Annotated in this window: 13 protein-coding genes; 5 read left to right on the forward strand and 8 right to left on the reverse strand. The window is 49.4% G+C overall.

All coding sequences use genetic code 11. From position 1 onward, the window contains the following. Positions 1 to 75: 75 nt before the first annotated feature. The 7 genes from OLMES_RS02645 to gap form a co-directional block, all read right to left on the reverse strand. Positions 76 to 1,815 carry an alpha-amylase family glycosyl hydrolase gene (locus OLMES_RS02645; protein WP_087459826.1) on the reverse strand — a complete coding sequence of 580 codons (1,740 nt, stop codon included), beginning with the start codon at positions 1,813 to 1,815 and terminating at the stop codon, positions 76 to 78. A 12-nt stretch (positions 1,816 to 1,827) separates the two neighbouring features. Beyond that, positions 1,828 to 3,069 carry a glycosyltransferase family protein gene (locus OLMES_RS02650; RefSeq protein WP_087459827.1) on the reverse strand — a complete coding sequence of 414 codons (1,242 nt, stop codon included), beginning with the start codon at positions 3,067 to 3,069 and terminating at the stop codon, positions 1,828 to 1,830. A 244-nt stretch (positions 3,070 to 3,313) separates the two neighbouring features. Next, positions 3,314 to 4,579 carry an IS701 family transposase gene (locus OLMES_RS02655; protein WP_087459828.1) on the reverse strand — a complete coding sequence of 422 codons (1,266 nt, stop codon included), beginning with the start codon at positions 4,577 to 4,579 and terminating at the stop codon, positions 3,314 to 3,316. A gap of 172 nt (positions 4,580 to 4,751) precedes the next feature. After that, positions 4,752 to 5,636, reverse strand: a complete 885-nt coding sequence (locus tag OLMES_RS02660) for an HAD-IIB family hydrolase (RefSeq protein ID WP_087459829.1) — start codon at positions 5,634 to 5,636, stop codon at positions 4,752 to 4,754. Positions 5,637 to 5,694: 58 nt separating this feature from the next. Further along, positions 5,695 to 6,648 carry a hypothetical protein gene (locus OLMES_RS02665; protein WP_087459830.1) on the reverse strand — a complete coding sequence of 318 codons (954 nt, stop codon included), beginning with the start codon at positions 6,646 to 6,648 and terminating at the stop codon, positions 5,695 to 5,697. 129 nt (positions 6,649 to 6,777) lie between these two features. Then, positions 6,778 to 8,232, reverse strand: a complete 1,455-nt coding sequence (pyk, locus tag OLMES_RS02670; protein WP_232465251.1) for a pyruvate kinase — start codon at positions 8,230 to 8,232, stop codon at positions 6,778 to 6,780. 114 nt (positions 8,233 to 8,346) lie between these two features. Further along, positions 8,347 to 9,402, reverse strand: coding sequence for a type I glyceraldehyde-3-phosphate dehydrogenase (gene gap / locus OLMES_RS02675; RefSeq protein WP_087459831.1), 1,056 nt, complete (start codon positions 9,400 to 9,402; stop codon positions 8,347 to 8,349). Positions 9,403 to 9,788: 386 nt separating this feature from the next. On the opposite strand from gap, the gene edd reads away from it, so the two are divergent. Beyond that, positions 9,789 to 11,612, forward strand: coding sequence for a phosphogluconate dehydratase (edd, locus tag OLMES_RS02680; RefSeq protein ID WP_087459832.1), 1,824 nt, complete (start codon positions 9,789 to 9,791; stop codon positions 11,610 to 11,612). Between the two features lie 93 nt (positions 11,613 to 11,705). Here edd and OLMES_RS28240 read toward each other — a convergent pair whose 3' ends face one another. Then, complete coding sequence (locus OLMES_RS28240) at positions 11,706 to 11,867, reverse strand: hypothetical protein (RefSeq protein ID WP_198343199.1); 162 nt, start codon at positions 11,865 to 11,867, stop codon at positions 11,706 to 11,708. A gap of 424 nt (positions 11,868 to 12,291) precedes the next feature. Between OLMES_RS28240 and OLMES_RS02685 the strand changes: the two genes are divergently transcribed. The 4 genes from OLMES_RS02685 (at position 12,292) to OLMES_RS02700 (ending at position 16,352) form a co-directional block, all read left to right on the forward strand. Further along, the gene (locus OLMES_RS02685; protein WP_157678118.1) at positions 12,292 to 12,840 is read left to right on the forward strand and encodes an ankyrin repeat domain-containing protein; all 549 of its coding nucleotides are present in this window, start codon (positions 12,292 to 12,294) and stop codon (positions 12,838 to 12,840) included. A 28-nt stretch (positions 12,841 to 12,868) separates the two neighbouring features. After that, positions 12,869 to 14,037, forward strand: a protein-coding gene (locus OLMES_RS02690) for an IS3 family transposase (protein WP_087459752.1) whose coding sequence is annotated in 2 segments (ribosomal slippage) — positions 12,869 to 13,130 and positions 13,130 to 14,037 — 1,170 coding nt in all. Because the reading frame shifts where the segments join, the coding sequence is not laid out codon by codon here. A 60-nt stretch (positions 14,038 to 14,097) separates the two neighbouring features. Continuing rightward, positions 14,098 to 14,469: an SMI1/KNR4 family protein gene (locus tag OLMES_RS02695; RefSeq protein ID WP_087459834.1), complete on the forward strand. Its 372-nt coding sequence runs from the start codon at positions 14,098 to 14,100 to the stop codon at positions 14,467 to 14,469. Between the two features lie 662 nt (positions 14,470 to 15,131). Continuing rightward, entirely contained in the window at positions 15,132 to 16,352 is a 1,221-nt protein-coding gene (locus OLMES_RS02700) for a hypothetical protein (RefSeq protein WP_087459835.1), read from the forward strand. Positions 16,353 to 16,406 lie beyond the last annotated feature (54 nt).

Raw genomic sequence — 16,406 nt, forward strand, 5'->3', positions numbered from 1 at the left:
TTTGATCCTCCAGTATACTCGTTAACGCCGGGACAAAACAGGTTGCAAGCTATTCCGTGTTAATTGTGGTGTGAGTCACAGGTTCGTCAACCACATGTATTGATAGGGTGCCAGTTCCAGCTGTGCAACCCGATCTTCAAAATGTTGTTCACTGATCAAGTCGGTCCACTGGTCGGTGGAGACAAGGTTCAATTCCGACAAATTGAGCGATTGTGGTTGGTCACTGATATTGTGGATCGCAAAAATACTTTGTCTACGGTCAGTACTTTGACGCCAGAATGCAAACAGTGATTCCCCTAGGTGCAGGGTGAACTGGGTTGCATTCGGATGGAATGCGGGTTGTTTGCAGCGAATTTCAAGCAAGCGACGCATACCGTTAATCACTTTATGGTGGTGGGTTCCGGTATCTTGTAGCGCGTCTGAAAGTGCATCGGCATCCCAGATATGGCGATTGATGGAACGGAAATGCCCGGTGTTTTCGATCCGTTCGTAGTCGTTTTCAGTGGCAATCAGGCTGTGAATATAAAATGCAGGTATCCCTTCCAGCGATGCCATAATCGCATGGGCACACATAAAGCGGGCATATTGCCAAGTATCCGGCCCATGTTGCGCCGTCCCTTGTAGCGCATTCCACAAGCTAATATTGATTTCATAAGGTTTGGGCTCGCCCTGCGCATTCGTTCTACAGCTGACTTTGGCGCCAAAGCGTTGCAGGGTGGAAATCATCGTGTCCACCTCCCATTCCGACAGCAAGCCCTCGGTCGGGCGCAGGCCGATGCCATCGTGGGAGGCGACAAAATTCAGATAGGTTGTTCCGAACTGTGCCGGTGGCATGGTCATCAGCCAGCTTTTCAAGTGGGTACAGTTGCCGGTGATCAACGTATTGAGCAAGAGCGGTGGCAGTGAAAAGTTGTAGATCAGATGCGCTTCGTTCGCATTTCCGAAGTAGGTCAGGTTTTCATGATTCGGAATATTGGTTTCCGTGATAATCACGGCGTCCGGGGCTTTGTGCTCGATCAGTAAGCGCAACAGGCGAATGAGTTCATGGGTTTCCGGCAGGTTGATACAGGCCGTTCCCAGCTTTTTCCAGACAAAGGCAACGGCATCCATGCGAAACCAGCGGATGCCCTTTTCCAGATACAGGCGGATTATTTTGATGAACTCGTACAGAACATCGGGATTTTCGAAATTAAGGTCCACCTGATCATGACTGAATGTACACCACACATGCTTCACGCCATCTGGCGTTTCCACCTCCCGCAGTAAGGGCGAGGTTCGGGGCCTCACGACCATCGAGGTGTCGGCGTCGCCCGGGGCACAATAAAAAAAAGAGGCTCCGGGATCAATCGATTGCCGAAAATTATCAAACCAGAGGGAGCGGCTGGAACAGTGGTTGATAACCAGATCACCCATAATCTTGAATTCTGCGGACAGGGTTTCAATGTCATCCCAGTTTCCCAGTGCCGGATTAACTGTGGTGTAGTCCATCACGCTGAAACCGTCATCGGAACTGTAGGGGAAAAATGGCAGGATATGTAACGTGGAGATGCAATCACTCAGGTGATCATGGCAAAATTGTCTCAGGGTTTGCAGCGGCGCTTCCGCTTCCCGACGGATGGAGTCACCGTAGGTAATTACGACAGTATCTCGTTCCGACCAAAGATTGGCGTGGGGTTTTACCGGTGTCGCACTGGGGGAAAGCTCCATCGCTTCCAGACAGGCCTGGGCCATGCGGGCAGGATCTTCATCCGGATAGAGCGGTTGCAGATGCACGCTGAGTCTTTGCTCGAGTGAGGTGGGATTGTCTCTACTCATGATCGCTCCTTATTACACCTTGTCAGAATTGCCGTCGCCAAATTCGGCCATATCCAGATCCACCGCTTCATAAAGTCGGTCCATAAAGTTCGGTATCGCACTCGATACCCGGTTCCAGCTCGGGATGAACGGGGCTTCCATCGGGTTATCAAGGAAGTGGTTGCCCGCCTTCACAATATTGCGGGCAAAGAGCTCAACGGCCAATTCTTCGGAGTGAACATCCAGTGATAATCCGTTGATTTCGGCATCGTTCTTATAGGTTTCAATGAAATCCAGAGCGATGCGGAAATAAGTGGCTTTGATGGTTCGGAATGTTTCCTGATTGAACACAATGCCGTTGGTAGCAAGCTTGCGGAACAGGGCTTTGGTGATATCGATCGACATTTTTGAGAGGCCGCCCGCATCGTTGTCCGCGGACAGTTTCTGGTGTTTGTGATCGTACACATCGGCAATATCGACCTGACACAGTCGATTGGTTGCATAATTACGCTTCACTTCGCTCAGTACGCCAATTTCCAGGCCCCAGTCGCTCGGTATACGGATGTCTGTGGTTACGTCTTTCCGGAACGAAAACTCGCCAGCGAGTGGGTAGCGGTAGCTGTCGAGGTAATCCAGATAGTCCATTGGGCCGAACACTTTTTTCAGTGCCCTGAGCAGGGGGGTGACCAGCAGGCGACTGACCCGACCATTAATTTTGCCATCCGCGACCCGGGCATAAAATCCCTTACAGAATTCGTAATTGAAATTAGGGTTGGCGACCGGGTAGATCAGTCGTGCCAACAGTTCTCGGTCGTAAGTCACAATATCACAGTCGTGCAAGGCAACGGATTCAACCCTGTTGGAAGAAAGCATATAACCGATACAGAACCAGACGTTGCGACCCTTGCCCGGTTCTCGGGGCGAAAGCTTTTCAGCGATCAGTTCGTCATCAAGGTTACGCAGTCGAGGGCCGTCGTTCCAAAGGACTCTGTAGCGTTGGGGCAGTTGGCTGAAAAACTTGAGTGCTTTGCGATATTCCGCTTCTGTTGCCCGGTCCAGGCCGATGATGATCTCGTCGAGATACGGCACCTGAGCCAGGTGTCGTGTGATATTGGGCATGGCTTCTGTTTCCAGTTCGGAATACAGGCACGGCAGGATCAGGCCTAAAGGCCGCTTTTTCGCAAAGCGGCAGAGCTCGGCTTCCATTTCGTCAAGTGGTCGCTTGGACAGGTTGTGCAGTGTGGTAATGATTCCATTTTGGTAAAAATCACCCATTCTTTCCTCTCTTAACCGTATTCGGTGCTCGCAATTGGGCCGGGTCGGCCTGCTCTTGTTGTACCCGCACAGGTGGTGCTGACCTGTTTCGGGGGAGTGTGTTGAATTCTTTGCTGATATTAACTATTGCTAAAGTTTAGAGTTTGAGCATGATCCTCCAGTCCTGATTTCTGACCGGATAAATTCTGCTTTCTCTTCTACCCGCCTTATTCTAGGCGGCTTTTCGCTAGCGAGAGTCTTTATACTACTCAATAGCCCTCGCTGGCGGTTTAAATATTCGAGACTTTACGTCCCACCAATCCCTCACGGCAACTTGCTGTAAATTCCGTTGCAGCTTTAACCGAACCAGTCCCGCCGTAATCGGCGCATGTTTGCGCCAAGGGATGTCCAAGTGCATTTCTTGACCTGCCGACTCTTTCCAATAAGTGAGCAACTGCACCAGCGCATAGCTGAGAGAGATGATCTGAACCCACCGATGCAGCACCTGTCTGGATTGCTGCCAAGTCTCATTCCAGCCCCAGCGATTCTTTAACTGATGGAACATGGGCTCAATACTCCAGCGCTTGGCGTAGGCTTTTATGATGTCGATGCCCGACATATTCGTTCGAGTCGTCAACAAGAGCCGGGCAGGTTTTAAGCTACCGTCTTCGTTTTCAAACTGCACCCACACAACCTTTACGAGCTGCCCATCTAAAAAGCGGGCTTTGGCTATCACTGTTCGATACCTCAGTGACTGCTGTCGTCCATAGATCGTGACATTGGCGCAAGTCTCTTCCAGGTTAGTGACTCGCTCTGGTGTGTATTTCTCTCCGTACTTTCGAGGGCGTCCTCTTTTCCCGGTTCGTTCTGGAACATCGTATAAGGCGGTATCCTTTCGGACTTGCCCGATAACGTGATACCCCATACCTTGAAGGGAGGCAATCAGCGTACCCCGCATATACCAGCTATCCATCAGGACAGTGGCCCCGGTAAAAAATGACCTCATCACGCGAAGTAAAATGCCTGCCGTTACCAGCTTGTTACCGTTCCCGCAGGCTCGCGTTAAGCGCGAGATCAGTGGGATCGACCAGGCTTGTTTCTGCCCCTTAACAATCGCTGATAAACTGACCCAACACTGGCCGCGAACAAATTGCGGGCGGTTGGCCTTGTTACCATGCATGTGATGAAACTGACTACTGGGTGCTTTCTTGGAACTCCTTAGCACCAAGGTATCATCAATGGCCAAATACCACTGTTCATTGGGACACCATTGAGTCAGTAACTGACCCAGCTGTTGCGCGAGTGCAACCCATGACCACTTTCCCTTTTGCAACCACTTGAAATAACTGCTCCAGTGACGCTTCATTGCCACCATCAACCAGGCATCAGTGACAAACCCTGTTGGCGTGAGCATCGCCCCAATCAGTAACTCAATAAAGGTGGGTACTGAACGTAGGGGTAGAGCTTTAACCAAAAATGTGATCCAATCAAACAGGATCTCGGGGATATTGCCGTATCCCTTAGCGTCCATAGCGGCCTCCAGAATTTAATCGTTTTTCGTTCTGAAGGCCGCGCCTTATAAAACTATGGTTTTAAAAAGTCTTATAAGGCGCGGCAGCGCGAAGCCTGTCGCAAAGTCAATCATTTTGTCTTACTGGGTTCGAATTCTTTCCTCTGAAACTCTAAACTTTAGTAACTATTGGTCAATCGGGCGTTAATTGCTCCAGTAGTGCCAGAATGGTTTCATTCCACCCAGCAGGGCCATGTTTCCGGGTTGTAATAATTGTGGTGGTTTCGGGAACATGGGGTGTACTGTGCGCGGGATTCGTGACGAGCACGGGGTAGTCCGCTTTGTTCAGCATGGCAACGTCATTTTCGCCATCACCCAAAGCAATGTTGACCGGTTGGGTTTGCCATATTGTTTGGTACACGGTAGACAGCTTTTCCATCGCCAGACCCTTGTCACTCTTCGCCATCAGGTGCCAGAAACGCCCGCCTTTAACCAGCCGGAACCCTTGTGTTGCGGCGCGCTGGCGGAACTGGTCGAGGGCTTCCATATCGTCATGCCAGATCAAGGGCTCGGAAAACAATCTGTTTTTAGCCTGAAGTGCTTTTTCTGCAGAAAGCCCCGTGACATCAGCGACTTCCGCCACAGACATGTCCGAAAACCCGATAAACTCAAACTGTGACTTTTGTTGGCGCAACCAGGGAACCGGAGAATGGTCGCATTGGGGCAAGACCAGGCTAGGTGGATAATCGGCTGCAATTTGCTGTACCCGCGCAGTCGGGTTTGATTGTTCTAGATAGGGGCTGATGGGGGCCGCTTGGTCACTGATAATGGCTGCGCCGTTTTCGACAATAAATGGATCGTGAAGATCAAGCTCCTGGCGTAAGGGAAGGAGCTCTGCTGCGGTTTTACTGGTGTTGAGTACGACCGGGATATTGCGCGCTTTTAGTGCCGTTAGCGCAGGCAGGGCCGCTTCAAACCCATAGCTGTCATGGTCGAGTAATGTTCCATCCAGGTCGGTGAAAACCAGAATGGGCGGAATAGGGGCCTGGAGCGCCGGGTGACTTGAGGTTGTCAGCATGCTTCCGTCCGTATCGCCTCGTGTTTTGAAACGCTTTAGTATGGGTGAGGATATCGTCTCAGTTATAAGGGTTGATCACGATATCGGTAATCTGATGATTCTTCTGCAATTCCAATACCACCGTGGCCAATCGCGGTAGTGTGGTCAGATTCCACTCTGTTAAACGCTGATAATGCTGAATAAATCTTACGATTTGTTTTGCATTCATCAGTGTTTCCGGCAAGGGCTTGCCTGCAGCAACGAGTCGATCCCGAAGCCGGTTTTCCTGTAACGTTCGCCATTCCTGTACTTGTTCAAAGCCCGGGCAGCGTAACAAAACAAGATGTGTGATGCGCTGATACCAGTCCCGGTATTCGTTACCGAGCGCGTCATTCACATAAGTACGCCAGCTGCCATCCGCGTCCTCGTCGGCTTCCAAGCCATTGATGGGCTGAACAAGATGGTGAGCGGGTTGTGGTGTCGTGCCCACACACCAGCCTTCAAACAGTATGATATCCACCGGGCCTGAATGGCTGGGCCAATGTTCCGGTGGAACGATATCATCCAGCGCTTTATCAAATCGGGGCAGTGGAATGGCGCTCTGATCATCAGCATAAGCCAGTTTGTCCAATGTTGCACAACCCAAGTGCACATCATGGGTACCTGGAACGCCACGGGTGGCCAGTAATGGGTGAATTTGCTCTGAGAGTTCCTTTCGAGCCGCTCTGGAGAGATAGAAGTCATCAATTGATAGTGCAACAGCACGGAGCCCGAATTGATGTTTAAGAATAAGCGCCAGGAATTGCACCAGTGTGGACTTTCCTGTGCCTTGTGCGCCATTAATGCCCCATATTGGTGCTTTCTTTTGCGTGTCGGTCGGCGAGCGAGAATCATCATGCATCCGGGCAATGAGATTGGCGCATGGCAGAATGGCTTGTTCCAACGAGGTCAGAAAATGTTCTGGTAATCGTTCCCGGGAGATGGTGTCTCGAATGGCATCCCGAGTGGCCGGAGTCAGGGTATCGAAAGACATGGCATGAATTCCTTGATTAGCATGCTCGAATCAGCATGCTGTTGGTATGCAATCATTGTGCGCACCCGGAGCGGCGGCTAATTGCTCCGGTCTGGTTCGATGGTTTCGATCTGCTCAAGGTGGGTAAGATCAAAGCACTTCACTGCCGACCCGGACGATCTTCATGGTATTCGTGCCGCCTTGTGCATTCACGTAGTCGCCTTTAGTGATGATGACCAGGTCGCCATCGGTGACAATGCCCTGATCTTTCAAGGCTTGTACTGCCGTGGCGTTGACTGCCTCATTGGCAATGGTCGTGCTGTCGAATGGAATAGTATGTACGCTGCGGTAAATCGTGACCCGGTTCTGTGTCGCAGGATGCCGGGAGAAGGCGAAAATGGGCAAGGCGGATCGAATACGAGACATCAGCAGTGGCGTCGCGCCCGTTTCGGTCATGCAGATGATGGCTTTCACCCCATCCAGATGGTTTGCGGCATACATGGCTGACAGCGCGATGGCTTCATCTACCCGGTGAAAAGCTTCATCCAGACGGTGTTTGGACTTACGTGTGGCCGGGTCTCGTTCCGCACCCAGGCAAATTCGGGCCATTGCTGCCACGGCTTCGGCAGGATACTCGCCCACAGCAGATTCCGCAGAAAGCATCACGGCATCCGTGGAGTCAAAAACGGCGTTGGCAACATCACTGACTTCCGCCCGGGTTGGCATCGGATTTTCGATCATGGATTCCATCATCTGGGTAGCAGTAATCACGAATCGGTTAAGGGTTCTTGAGCGGCGGATAATCTGTTTTTGTACCCCGACCAAGCCGGCATCGCCGATTTCAACCGCCAGGTCTCCCCGCGCGATCATCACGCCTTCCGAGGCACAGATAATTTCATCCAGAACATGCTGATCCTGAACCACTTCCGCGCGCTCTATCTTGGCAATCAGGCCCGCTTGTGACCCTGCTGCGGAGAGCAACTCCCGAGCTTCATGCATATCTTCTGCACTGCGGGGAAAGGATACTGCCACATAGTCGACATTGATATTTGCGGCGGTGACAATATCGTTTTTGTCTTTTGTGGTCAGGGCTTTGGCTGACAGTCCTCCACCTTTTCGGTTGATCCCCTTGTTATTGGAGAGTACACCGCCGATAAGCACTTTACAGTGAATTTCGGATTCAGTCAGGGACTCAACCGCCATCTCCATTCGACCGTCGTCGAGCAGGAGTATATCCCCGGCCTCGACATCATTAATCAGGCCCTTGTAATCAATGCCAACCCGTTCAAGATTACCGGCATCGCTGTCCAGTTGCATATCAAATATGAAGTGATCACCCCGGTTCAGGCGAATTTTGTCATCTTTGAATCTGGCAATTCTGAGCTTGGGGCCTTGTAAATCAGCCATTACCGAGACAAATCGGCCGCACTGTCTTGCGATTTCCCGAACCAGGTCGGCCCTTTCACGATGCTCTTCAGCACTGCCATGGGAAAAGTTGAGTCGTACCATGTCGACACCGGCTTCGATGATGGCGCTGATCGCTTCCGGTGTGCGCGTTGCGGGTCCAAGTGTGGCAATGATTTTTGTGCGTCGTAACAGCGTCATATTGGCTTCCTGCTGATACCGGGGACAAGGCCCCGGCGGGTTGGTCTATTGCCGTCCTGTGGTGTGCCAGTTTGTGGTACCAGGGGCGGTCAGGTTCTTTTTTGGTCTATGCTCTCATCCGTTGATGACGTTTTGATGGAGGGGCGTTGACGGGGCTTCTCCGTGGTCGGACTGGCAGGCAAACATTGCCAGTGTTGTATCCAGCATCCGGTTGGCGAAGGCCCATTCGTTGTCATACCACGCCATCAGTTTAATTTGAGAGCCGCAAACTTTGGTGTGATTTGCATCAAACACGCTGGAAAACGCGTTATGGCGAAAGTCCGCAGAAACCAGCGGCAATTCATTGTAATCCAGCACGGGGGATGCCGCTGCGGCGTTTTTCAAAATCAGGTTGATGGATTCTGCACTGGCGGCGGTGTGCGGCACAAAGCTGAAATCGACCAATGAAACATTAATCGTGGGAACGCGAACAGCCATGCCATCCAGCTTGCCAGCAAGTTCCGGGATCACTAAACCGATCGCTGCAGCGGCACCGGTTTTGGTCGGAATCATGGATTGCGTCGCGGAGCGCGCCCGGTAAGGGTCTGAGTGATAAACGTCGGTGAGCTTCTGGTCATTTGTATAGGCGTGAATGGTGGTCATCAATCCGCTTTCTATGCCAACGCTTTGGTGTAGTGCCTGAACGACAGGTGCCAGGCAGTTTGTCGTGCAAGAGGCATTGGACACCAAGGTCATCTCGGGGGTCAGCGTGTGATCATTGACTCCGTAGACAATGGTGGCATCAACGTTTTTTGCGGGGGCGGAAATAAGTACCTTACGCGCACCTGCGGTGAGGTGGGCGTTGGCCTCTTGTCCGTCAGTAAACAGGCCGGTGCATTCCAGAACGACGTCGATGTCGAGTGCCTGCCAGGGTAGTTTGGCGGGGTCTCGCTCAGCCAGCACAGTGATATTGTCATTCTGGATAGTGATTTGGTTATTGCTGTGGCTGACATCAGCCTGAAAGATCCCGTGTGCAGTATCAAACTTGAGCAAGTGGGCGTTGATTTGGGCATCCCCCAGATCATTGATCGCTACGATTGTGATTTTGTCCTGATATCCGTTTTCGTACAGTGCCCGGACAATATTGCGTCCAATGCGTCCAAATCCGTTGATGGCGACGCGCAGTGTCATGACGTTTCTCCTGTCAATCTTTCATCGGTAGTTTGTTATTTGGGTAACCCCAAAGTTCGCGTTGCTCGATCATTTTTGTAGTTTATGTAGTAAATTTACCACATCGTGTGTCAAAATAAACGGATTGAAGTCAAAAATATCGAACATCGTAGGAAAAAAACGAAAAATGTAGGTGTGCTAAGCGTTAAAAAGTTGTTAATCGAATGTAAACGAACAAAATCGAGCAGTTAATCTTATCAGTATTTATCGGTTTAATTTGGCTGATTTTTCAATTCTGGATGTTGTGTCGCAGTTTGGTGAGCGTATCGTCCTGCGGCATGATTCCTGCTTCGATCCGGATATTCAACGGCACGTATTCGGCAGGGACAATTTAAGGAGAGCGTACAATGCATAACACGGTTCTAGAGGTCACTCAGCGTATCGTCGAGCGCAGCCGCAATTCGCGGGATGGCTATGTGACTCGAATGCAGAACCTCGCGGATGTGGGCGTGCAACGACAGCGCCTTTCCTGTGGCAACCTGGCCCACGGTTTTGCGGCCTGCCATGATTCAGACAAGCAGACATTGCGCTTGATGCAGCAGGCAAATATCGCAATCGTTTCGGCCTACAATGACATGTTGTCTGCCCATCAGCCTTATCAGCATTATCCCGAGCGATTGAAAAAAGCGGTGCGCGCGATGGGGTCAGTGGCACAATTTGCCGGTGGTGTCCCGGCAATGTGTGATGGCGTAACCCAGGGGCAGGACGGCATGGAGTTGAGTTTATTCAGCCGTGATACCATTGCCATGAGCACCGCCATCGCGCTTTCGCACAACATGTTCGATGGTGCGTTGTGCCTTGGGATTTGCGATAAAATTGTACCGGGGCTCATGATCGGTGCCCTGTCCTTCGGGCATTTACCCTTTGTTTTCGTCCCCGCCGGTCCAATGCTTTCCGGAATTGCCAATAAAGAGAAAGCCCGGGTCCGACAACTGTTCGCGGAGGGCAAAGCAACCCGTGAAGAATTACTGTCGGTCGAGAGTGCCTCCTATCATAGTCCGGGTACCTGTACGTTTTACGGGACGGCCAACAGCAATCAAATGTTGATTGAGGTCATGGGCCTGCAGTTACCCGGCTCCGCTTTTGTTAATCCTGAAGTCAGCTTGCGGGATACATTAACAGACGTTGCCGCAGAGCGTGTCGTGAAAATGACCCGTGCCTATGACGGTTATATGCCCCTTTATAAAATCGTGGATGAAAAGTCGATTGTTAACGCTTTGGTTGCCTTGCTGGCAACCGGTGGATCGACCAATCACACCATGCACTGGGTTGCGATTGCCCGGGCAGCGGGCATTCAGATCAACTGGGATGACTTCGATGCACTGTCAAAAGTGACGCCATTACTTACTCGCATCTATCCGAATGGTGAAGCCGATATCAACCATTTTCAGGCGGCAGGCGGCACAGCATTCCTGATCCGCGAATTGTTACAAGGCGGTCTGTTACACCCCGATGTGAATACCGTAATGGGGCCAGGTTTACAGCACTACACCCAGGAGCCTTTTCAGGGCTACGACAACCTCACCTGGAAACCCGGGCCGACTGTTTCGGGTGACACCAGCGTATTACGACCGGTTTCAGAACCGTTCCATCCGGAAGGTGGGTTGAAGGTGGTGAGCGGTAATTTAGGGCGTGGCATTGCAAAAATCTCCGCCGTTCAGAAAGCCCATCGAGTGGTGGAAGCGCCAGCCGTGGTGTTGCATGATCAGCATGACTTGCAAGAATTGTTCGAATCCGGACAGCTGGATCGCGATTGCGTGGTCGTCGTCCGCTTTCAGGGCCCGGCCGCAATCGGCATGCCGGAACTCCACAAACTTACCCCCTACCTCGGCGTACTGCAAGACCGTGGCTTCAAAGTCGCACTCGTCACCGACGGACGTATGTCCGGTGCCTCGGGTAAAGTATTAGCCGCCATCCACGTCTACCCAGAAGCCGCAAAAGGCGGCCCCTTGGCAAAAGTAAAAGACGGCGACCTGATCCGGGTCGACGGCGAAAAAGGCGAACTCAGCCTCCAGGTCGATACCGAAGAATGGCAAAACCGGGAACCCGCCGAATTCGACCGCACCCACCACCACACCGGCATGGGCCGCGAACTCTTCAGCACCTTCCGCCAAACCGTCGGAGACCCTGAGTCTGGGGCGGCTGTGTTTTTGAGTGGATCGGACTTGTGATTTTTCGGGGTGATAGCTTAGATTCAAACTGGCCTTGCAGGCGAACTTCAGTGTATGGAGTGATTGATAGGGGATAATTTAACGGATTAGTTTTTATTCAGCTAGCGTCAGTTGGCCAAATTTGCTTTCTTTGGCCCTCTTGAGCTTCTTTTCAATGGCCGCCACGGCTTCGCCTGTTTCTATCGCGCTAGAGCTGGCGACCGCTCTTAGAATTCGTGCTTTATCGATTTTTTTTGGTATTTGCCTGGGCGTCATAACATAACCTCTTTGCAATAATTGAGAATATAGCAGTTTAAGAAGACGAGAACTAACATTCTTAAGCTCTGTGTAAAAGCACAGTTGTAATTGGGGGGAGGTGTTTTTGTAAGCACTCTGTCTATGTAGAACCTGAAAAGTTATGGGAAATTTCTCCCGTTAAAAAAGTTTAAGTGAATGATAAATAAGCAAAATAAAAACGAATTCTTTACTTACATAGACAAAATGCCTGTCTATGTATGCCGGAATGCTCCCTTTTCCTCCAGCAAAAAGCTGATAGACTCATAGTTAATGTTAGGAGTTAATGTTAGGTACAGCCACTGTTGATCACGGTTACAAGCGTGATAGAAACGAGAAATCGGGTGGGCTGGAAGTTATTTACGAAGCACATAAGGTAACAAGCTGTTAAGCAATAGGAGAGTTCGTGGGCAAGAGAGAATTACTGCACGCGGTTAAGAGTCGAAACCAGCAAGTAGTTAAAGAAATTATTATGGAAGATAACTCTTTGCTCTATGAGCCTATTATCGGTAAAAGCTTGCTAAATTATGCTGCCGAATATGGTGATATTTCAATATCTGAGTTGGTCGTTGAGTTTGGTCTGTCCGTAAATTTTTGTGAGGGATGCGAGCCCCCTTTATATACGGCGGTAAATAAAGCGGATATGGCTATGGTAGAGTGGCTTTTATCAAAAGGAGCCGACCCAAATATAAAGAGTGGAACCAAGCCACTTATCTATAGCGCAATTTACGCTGGAAACCCTGAAATAGTTAAGCTTTTGGTTGCTAAAAATATTGATGTTCTTTCCTCGTGGGAAAGGTTTCCTACGCCCTTAAGATATGCCTGTGAAATTAATGTTTGGCCCAAGGAGGTGATTGAGGAAATCGGCTTGGCCATGGGCTATGAGCGAGAAGAGATTCAGGAAATGATTTCTGTATCTATGACGTGGTCTAATAGATTTGTACACACCAGTTAAGAGATAATCCTCAAAACTGGAGTGAAAAATGGCTGTAAGAAAGAAGTACTCAAAAGAATTTAAATTAGATGCGATTAGCTTGGTAATAGATCAAGGCTATTCGAAGGCAGAAGCGGCAAGAAATCTTGGCATTAATCCAAATGTGCTTGGACGTTGGATTAAAGAGCATGAAAATGATGACGGTCATGCGTTTCGTGGAAATGGAAAACTGACGCCTGAGCAGGAAGAGCTTCGTCGTTTGCGAGAAGAAAACAAACGACTAAAGATGGAGCGCGATATATTAAAAAAAGCGGCCACCTTTTTTGCCACGGAAGCAAAGTAAAATACGCTTTCATCACCCAGCATAAAAAGGTGTGGCCCGTTGGCATTATGTGCCAGCAATTGGGTGTAACGCGCTCAGGCTATTACAGCTATTTACAGCGTCAAGACAATAAACCTGATGATCCGACTCATTCGGAGATGATTGAGTGGATACAAGATATAGCCAAATCAAGTGATGATACCTATGGCTATCGCAGGATGAAAACAGCATTAAATGTTTTGGGTTACCCGGTTGGCCGGAACAAAACCAGAAAACTGATGAAAGAAGCGGGAATAAAAGTCAAACACAAGAAGAAATACAAAGTAACGACAAACAGCAACCATAAGCAGCCGGTTTTCGATAATCTTCTCGATCGTGAGTTTGCTGTTGAGCAGCCTGACCAGGTCTATGCGTCCGATATCACATACGTCTGGACACAGGAAGGTTGGTTGTATTTAGCGGTAGTGATAGATCTTTACTCTAGAAAAGTAGTTGGATGGAATATGAGCTCACGCATGAAAGCGCAAATGGTTTGTGATGCGCTCAAAATGGCAGTTTGGCAGCGTCGCCCTGAAGCTGGGCTAATACACCACTCTGATCGCGGCTCACAGTATGCCAGCAGGGATTTTAGAAAACTTCTTAAACTACATGGTTTTAAAGGCAGCATGAGTAAGAAGGGTGACTGCTGGGATAATGCCGTCGTTGAAAGTTTCTTTGGCACTTTAAAGCAGGAGCGAGTTCAGTGGAAAAGCTATCAAACAAGAGCTGAAGCTCAGCGGGACATCCTGGAATATATTTCTGTGTTTTATAACAATGAGCGGCTGCATTCGTACCTCGATTACAGAAGTCCGGTACAGTTTGAAAAAGAAATGGTTGAATTAAGAAAAGTAGCTTAACTGGGTTGTACAATTTTGCTTGACCACGTCACTAATTCTTCGAAGGAGGTAGGTGACGCAATGGGTTTTGATGAGGGCGCATTAAAGTCTATCGAAGTGAAATTAAAAATTGAAATTCCGCCAGTCTACAGAAGATTCCTTCTTGATTTTCCGGGTTCTTTAGTAACCGGAAAAGAAACTGGTGTTTTCTACTCCGTAGATCAAATTGTACGCTCAACTGAAGCATCCAGAAGCTACCAAGAACCCGATTGGCCGCAACCATTCCCTCTCAACCTTTTGGCTGTTGGTTGGAATGGTGGTGGCAGTATATATTGTGTTAGGGAAGGTGAGCCCGGTAACATGGTGTATCTCTTTAGTCATGAGCGAGGAGATGTTGATCCAAGTGAAACGTTGACCTTGGAGACATTCATTGCGCTTTGGGGATCGGAATAAAATATGCTTAACAAACGCAACCAAAATCGCCCCTTCGGGGCTAGGACGCCTTGCGGCGCCCTTGTTGCGAACGTTGAGACTATAGAAAAAGGTTGGAAGGATTTTTATTGTCAAAATTGATTGATTTGTGTGCGATAAATAGCGTTTGTTTTTGAAATTTGAAGTACTCAACATTGAAAATATCTTCAGATTTCACGTACGTGCGTCACTTGAAAGAGGCGTTAGGGTTTTTCTACAGTCTCGTTAGGCAAAGACAGGTACGTAAATTAGTATGAAACCGATAACTAAGACACCCATTCTTAAGTTCCAATCGACGGGTTACACAAAATATACCCTCACCCAGCACAGATCGCGCGCAATTGGGGGGGGGCGGACTTGTGATCTTTCGCAGGCAAGCCCCATGGCTCCTGCTTTTTCTCGTCATAAAAGTTTAAGTGTATGAGAAATAGACAAAATAAAACCTAAGTTTTTATATACATAGACAAACAACTGTCTATGTATGCCGGAATGCTCCCTTTTCCTCCAGCAAAAAGCTGATAGACTTATAGTTAATGTTAGGTACTGCCACTCTTGATCAAGGGTGCAAACGTGATAGAAACAAGAAATCGGGTGGGCTGGAAATTATCTACGAAGCACGTAAGGTAACAAGCTGTTAGCCAAATATGATATCTATCGAGCATCCTTCAATTCGATCTGCTGTCGCGGATATGGGCTATGGCCTTCTGCCGCTTTATTTCGTTGGATCGAAGAAGTTCGCCCTGATTGTTAAGACCACAAAGGAGGCGATTCTGACCGCTCGTTTGAATCAGGAAATGAAACTCTACCTCGTGCCTGATGGCGCAAAGGGGGCGTGCTCATTGGGGTTAATTACAGCCTTTTTTGACGATCACGATGAGCCCCTGGTATTGTTCTCACCAATGTACACGGGCGACCAGCTCCAGAGTGATCTTGTTGGAGTGCTTAGCCAAGCTACCTTCGACGTATTCTTTTTTGATGAAAATCATAGAGAAATGATGGGCGTGCGAGTCCGAGTGAACAATGCCGCACAAGTTCTTACAGCATTACAGCAAGCACGGTTTAAAAAATTCAAGTTAGAAAGTGTTGGAAAAGATCTTGAAGCGATGGGCGCTTGGTTTGGAAGGCGTTCTGAGCTGGACGACACCGCAGCATTTCAATTGCATTTTGAGGAAAAGCTCTATCCCGATGATTTGCTAGTGATAGACACGAATCCAGAAGCCTACGATTTTCACGGGGCGGAGGGGAATCCTGCGGTCACGAGCCTAGAAAGGCAAGAGCCAGGAGCTTTTCAGGAACGTGACATCGTCGCGTTTTTGAAAAGAGCATTTCCAGCAGATACTATTTTTCTGAATCCAGTCCGTATAGATACTGGGAGGGAGTTTTCCGATGTACTGTGTTTGACTGATGAAGTCTTGTTGGTGGTTCAAGCCAAAGACAGCCCAAACACTGAAGCTATACTCCGTAGGAATATCAATAGGAAAAGGGCCGTGATTAGATCTCACATCGAAAAGGCGACACAACAATTGCGAGGCGCGCTATCGTTTGTAAAAGAGCTGGATGAGCTCAAGATTAGTACGTCAAGCGGCGATCATTCGCTGAACCTTCGAGGGCGAGCTACTTGCGGTTTGGTTGTGGTTCGCGAGTTGTTTGACGATGATTATCACAGCTGTAGTGCGCCAGTATTGGCCGTATCGAGGGACTGTGCATTTCCGTGCGTTCTCACTGATTTTTCGGCGTTGCATATGATGACAATGCATTTGAAGTCGCCAGTTCGCATGATGAACGGGCTTTTTCAATTGTATGAGTTTGGAATGGAGAATGGTGAATTCCCGAAGCCTCGCTTCCTTGGCCCACCAGCAGGCTAACAATCGGCTGCACAGCGACCGATTTTCCGTCGCTTCGCGACTCCAAACCGGCGC

Source organism: Oleiphilus messinensis, assembly GCF_002162375.1.
Classification (GTDB): domain Bacteria; phylum Pseudomonadota; class Gammaproteobacteria; order Pseudomonadales; family Oleiphilaceae; genus Oleiphilus; species Oleiphilus messinensis.

Coding starts and splice junctions, on each gene's coding strand:
- edd (WP_087459832.1), top strand. CDS start 9,789: ATGCATAACACGGTTCTAGAGGTCACTCAGCGTATCGTCGAGCGCAGC.
- OLMES_RS02650 (WP_087459827.1), bottom strand. CDS start 3,069: ATGGGTGATTTTTACCAAAATGGAATCATTACCACACTGCACAACCTG.
- gap (WP_087459831.1), bottom strand. CDS start 9,402: ATGACACTGCGCGTCGCCATCAACGGATTTGGACGCATTGGACGCAAT.
- OLMES_RS02645 (WP_087459826.1), bottom strand. CDS start 1,815: ATGAGTAGAGACAATCCCACCTCACTCGAGCAAAGACTCAGCGTGCAT.
- OLMES_RS28240 (WP_198343199.1), bottom strand. CDS start 11,867: ATGACGCCCAGGCAAATACCAAAAAAAATCGATAAAGCACGAATTCTA.
- OLMES_RS02700 (WP_087459835.1), top strand. CDS start 15,132: ATGATATCTATCGAGCATCCTTCAATTCGATCTGCTGTCGCGGATATG.
- OLMES_RS02655 (WP_087459828.1), bottom strand. CDS start 4,579: ATGGACGCTAAGGGATACGGCAATATCCCCGAGATCCTGTTTGATTGG.
- OLMES_RS02660 (WP_087459829.1), bottom strand. CDS start 5,636: ATGCTGACAACCTCAAGTCACCCGGCGCTCCAGGCCCCTATTCCGCCC.
- pyk (WP_232465251.1), bottom strand. CDS start 8,232: ATGACGCTGTTACGACGCACAAAAATCATTGCCACACTTGGACCCGCA.
- OLMES_RS02665 (WP_087459830.1), bottom strand. CDS start 6,648: ATGTCTTTCGATACCCTGACTCCGGCCACTCGGGATGCCATTCGAGAC.
- OLMES_RS02695 (WP_087459834.1), top strand. CDS start 14,098: ATGGGTTTTGATGAGGGCGCATTAAAGTCTATCGAAGTGAAATTAAAA.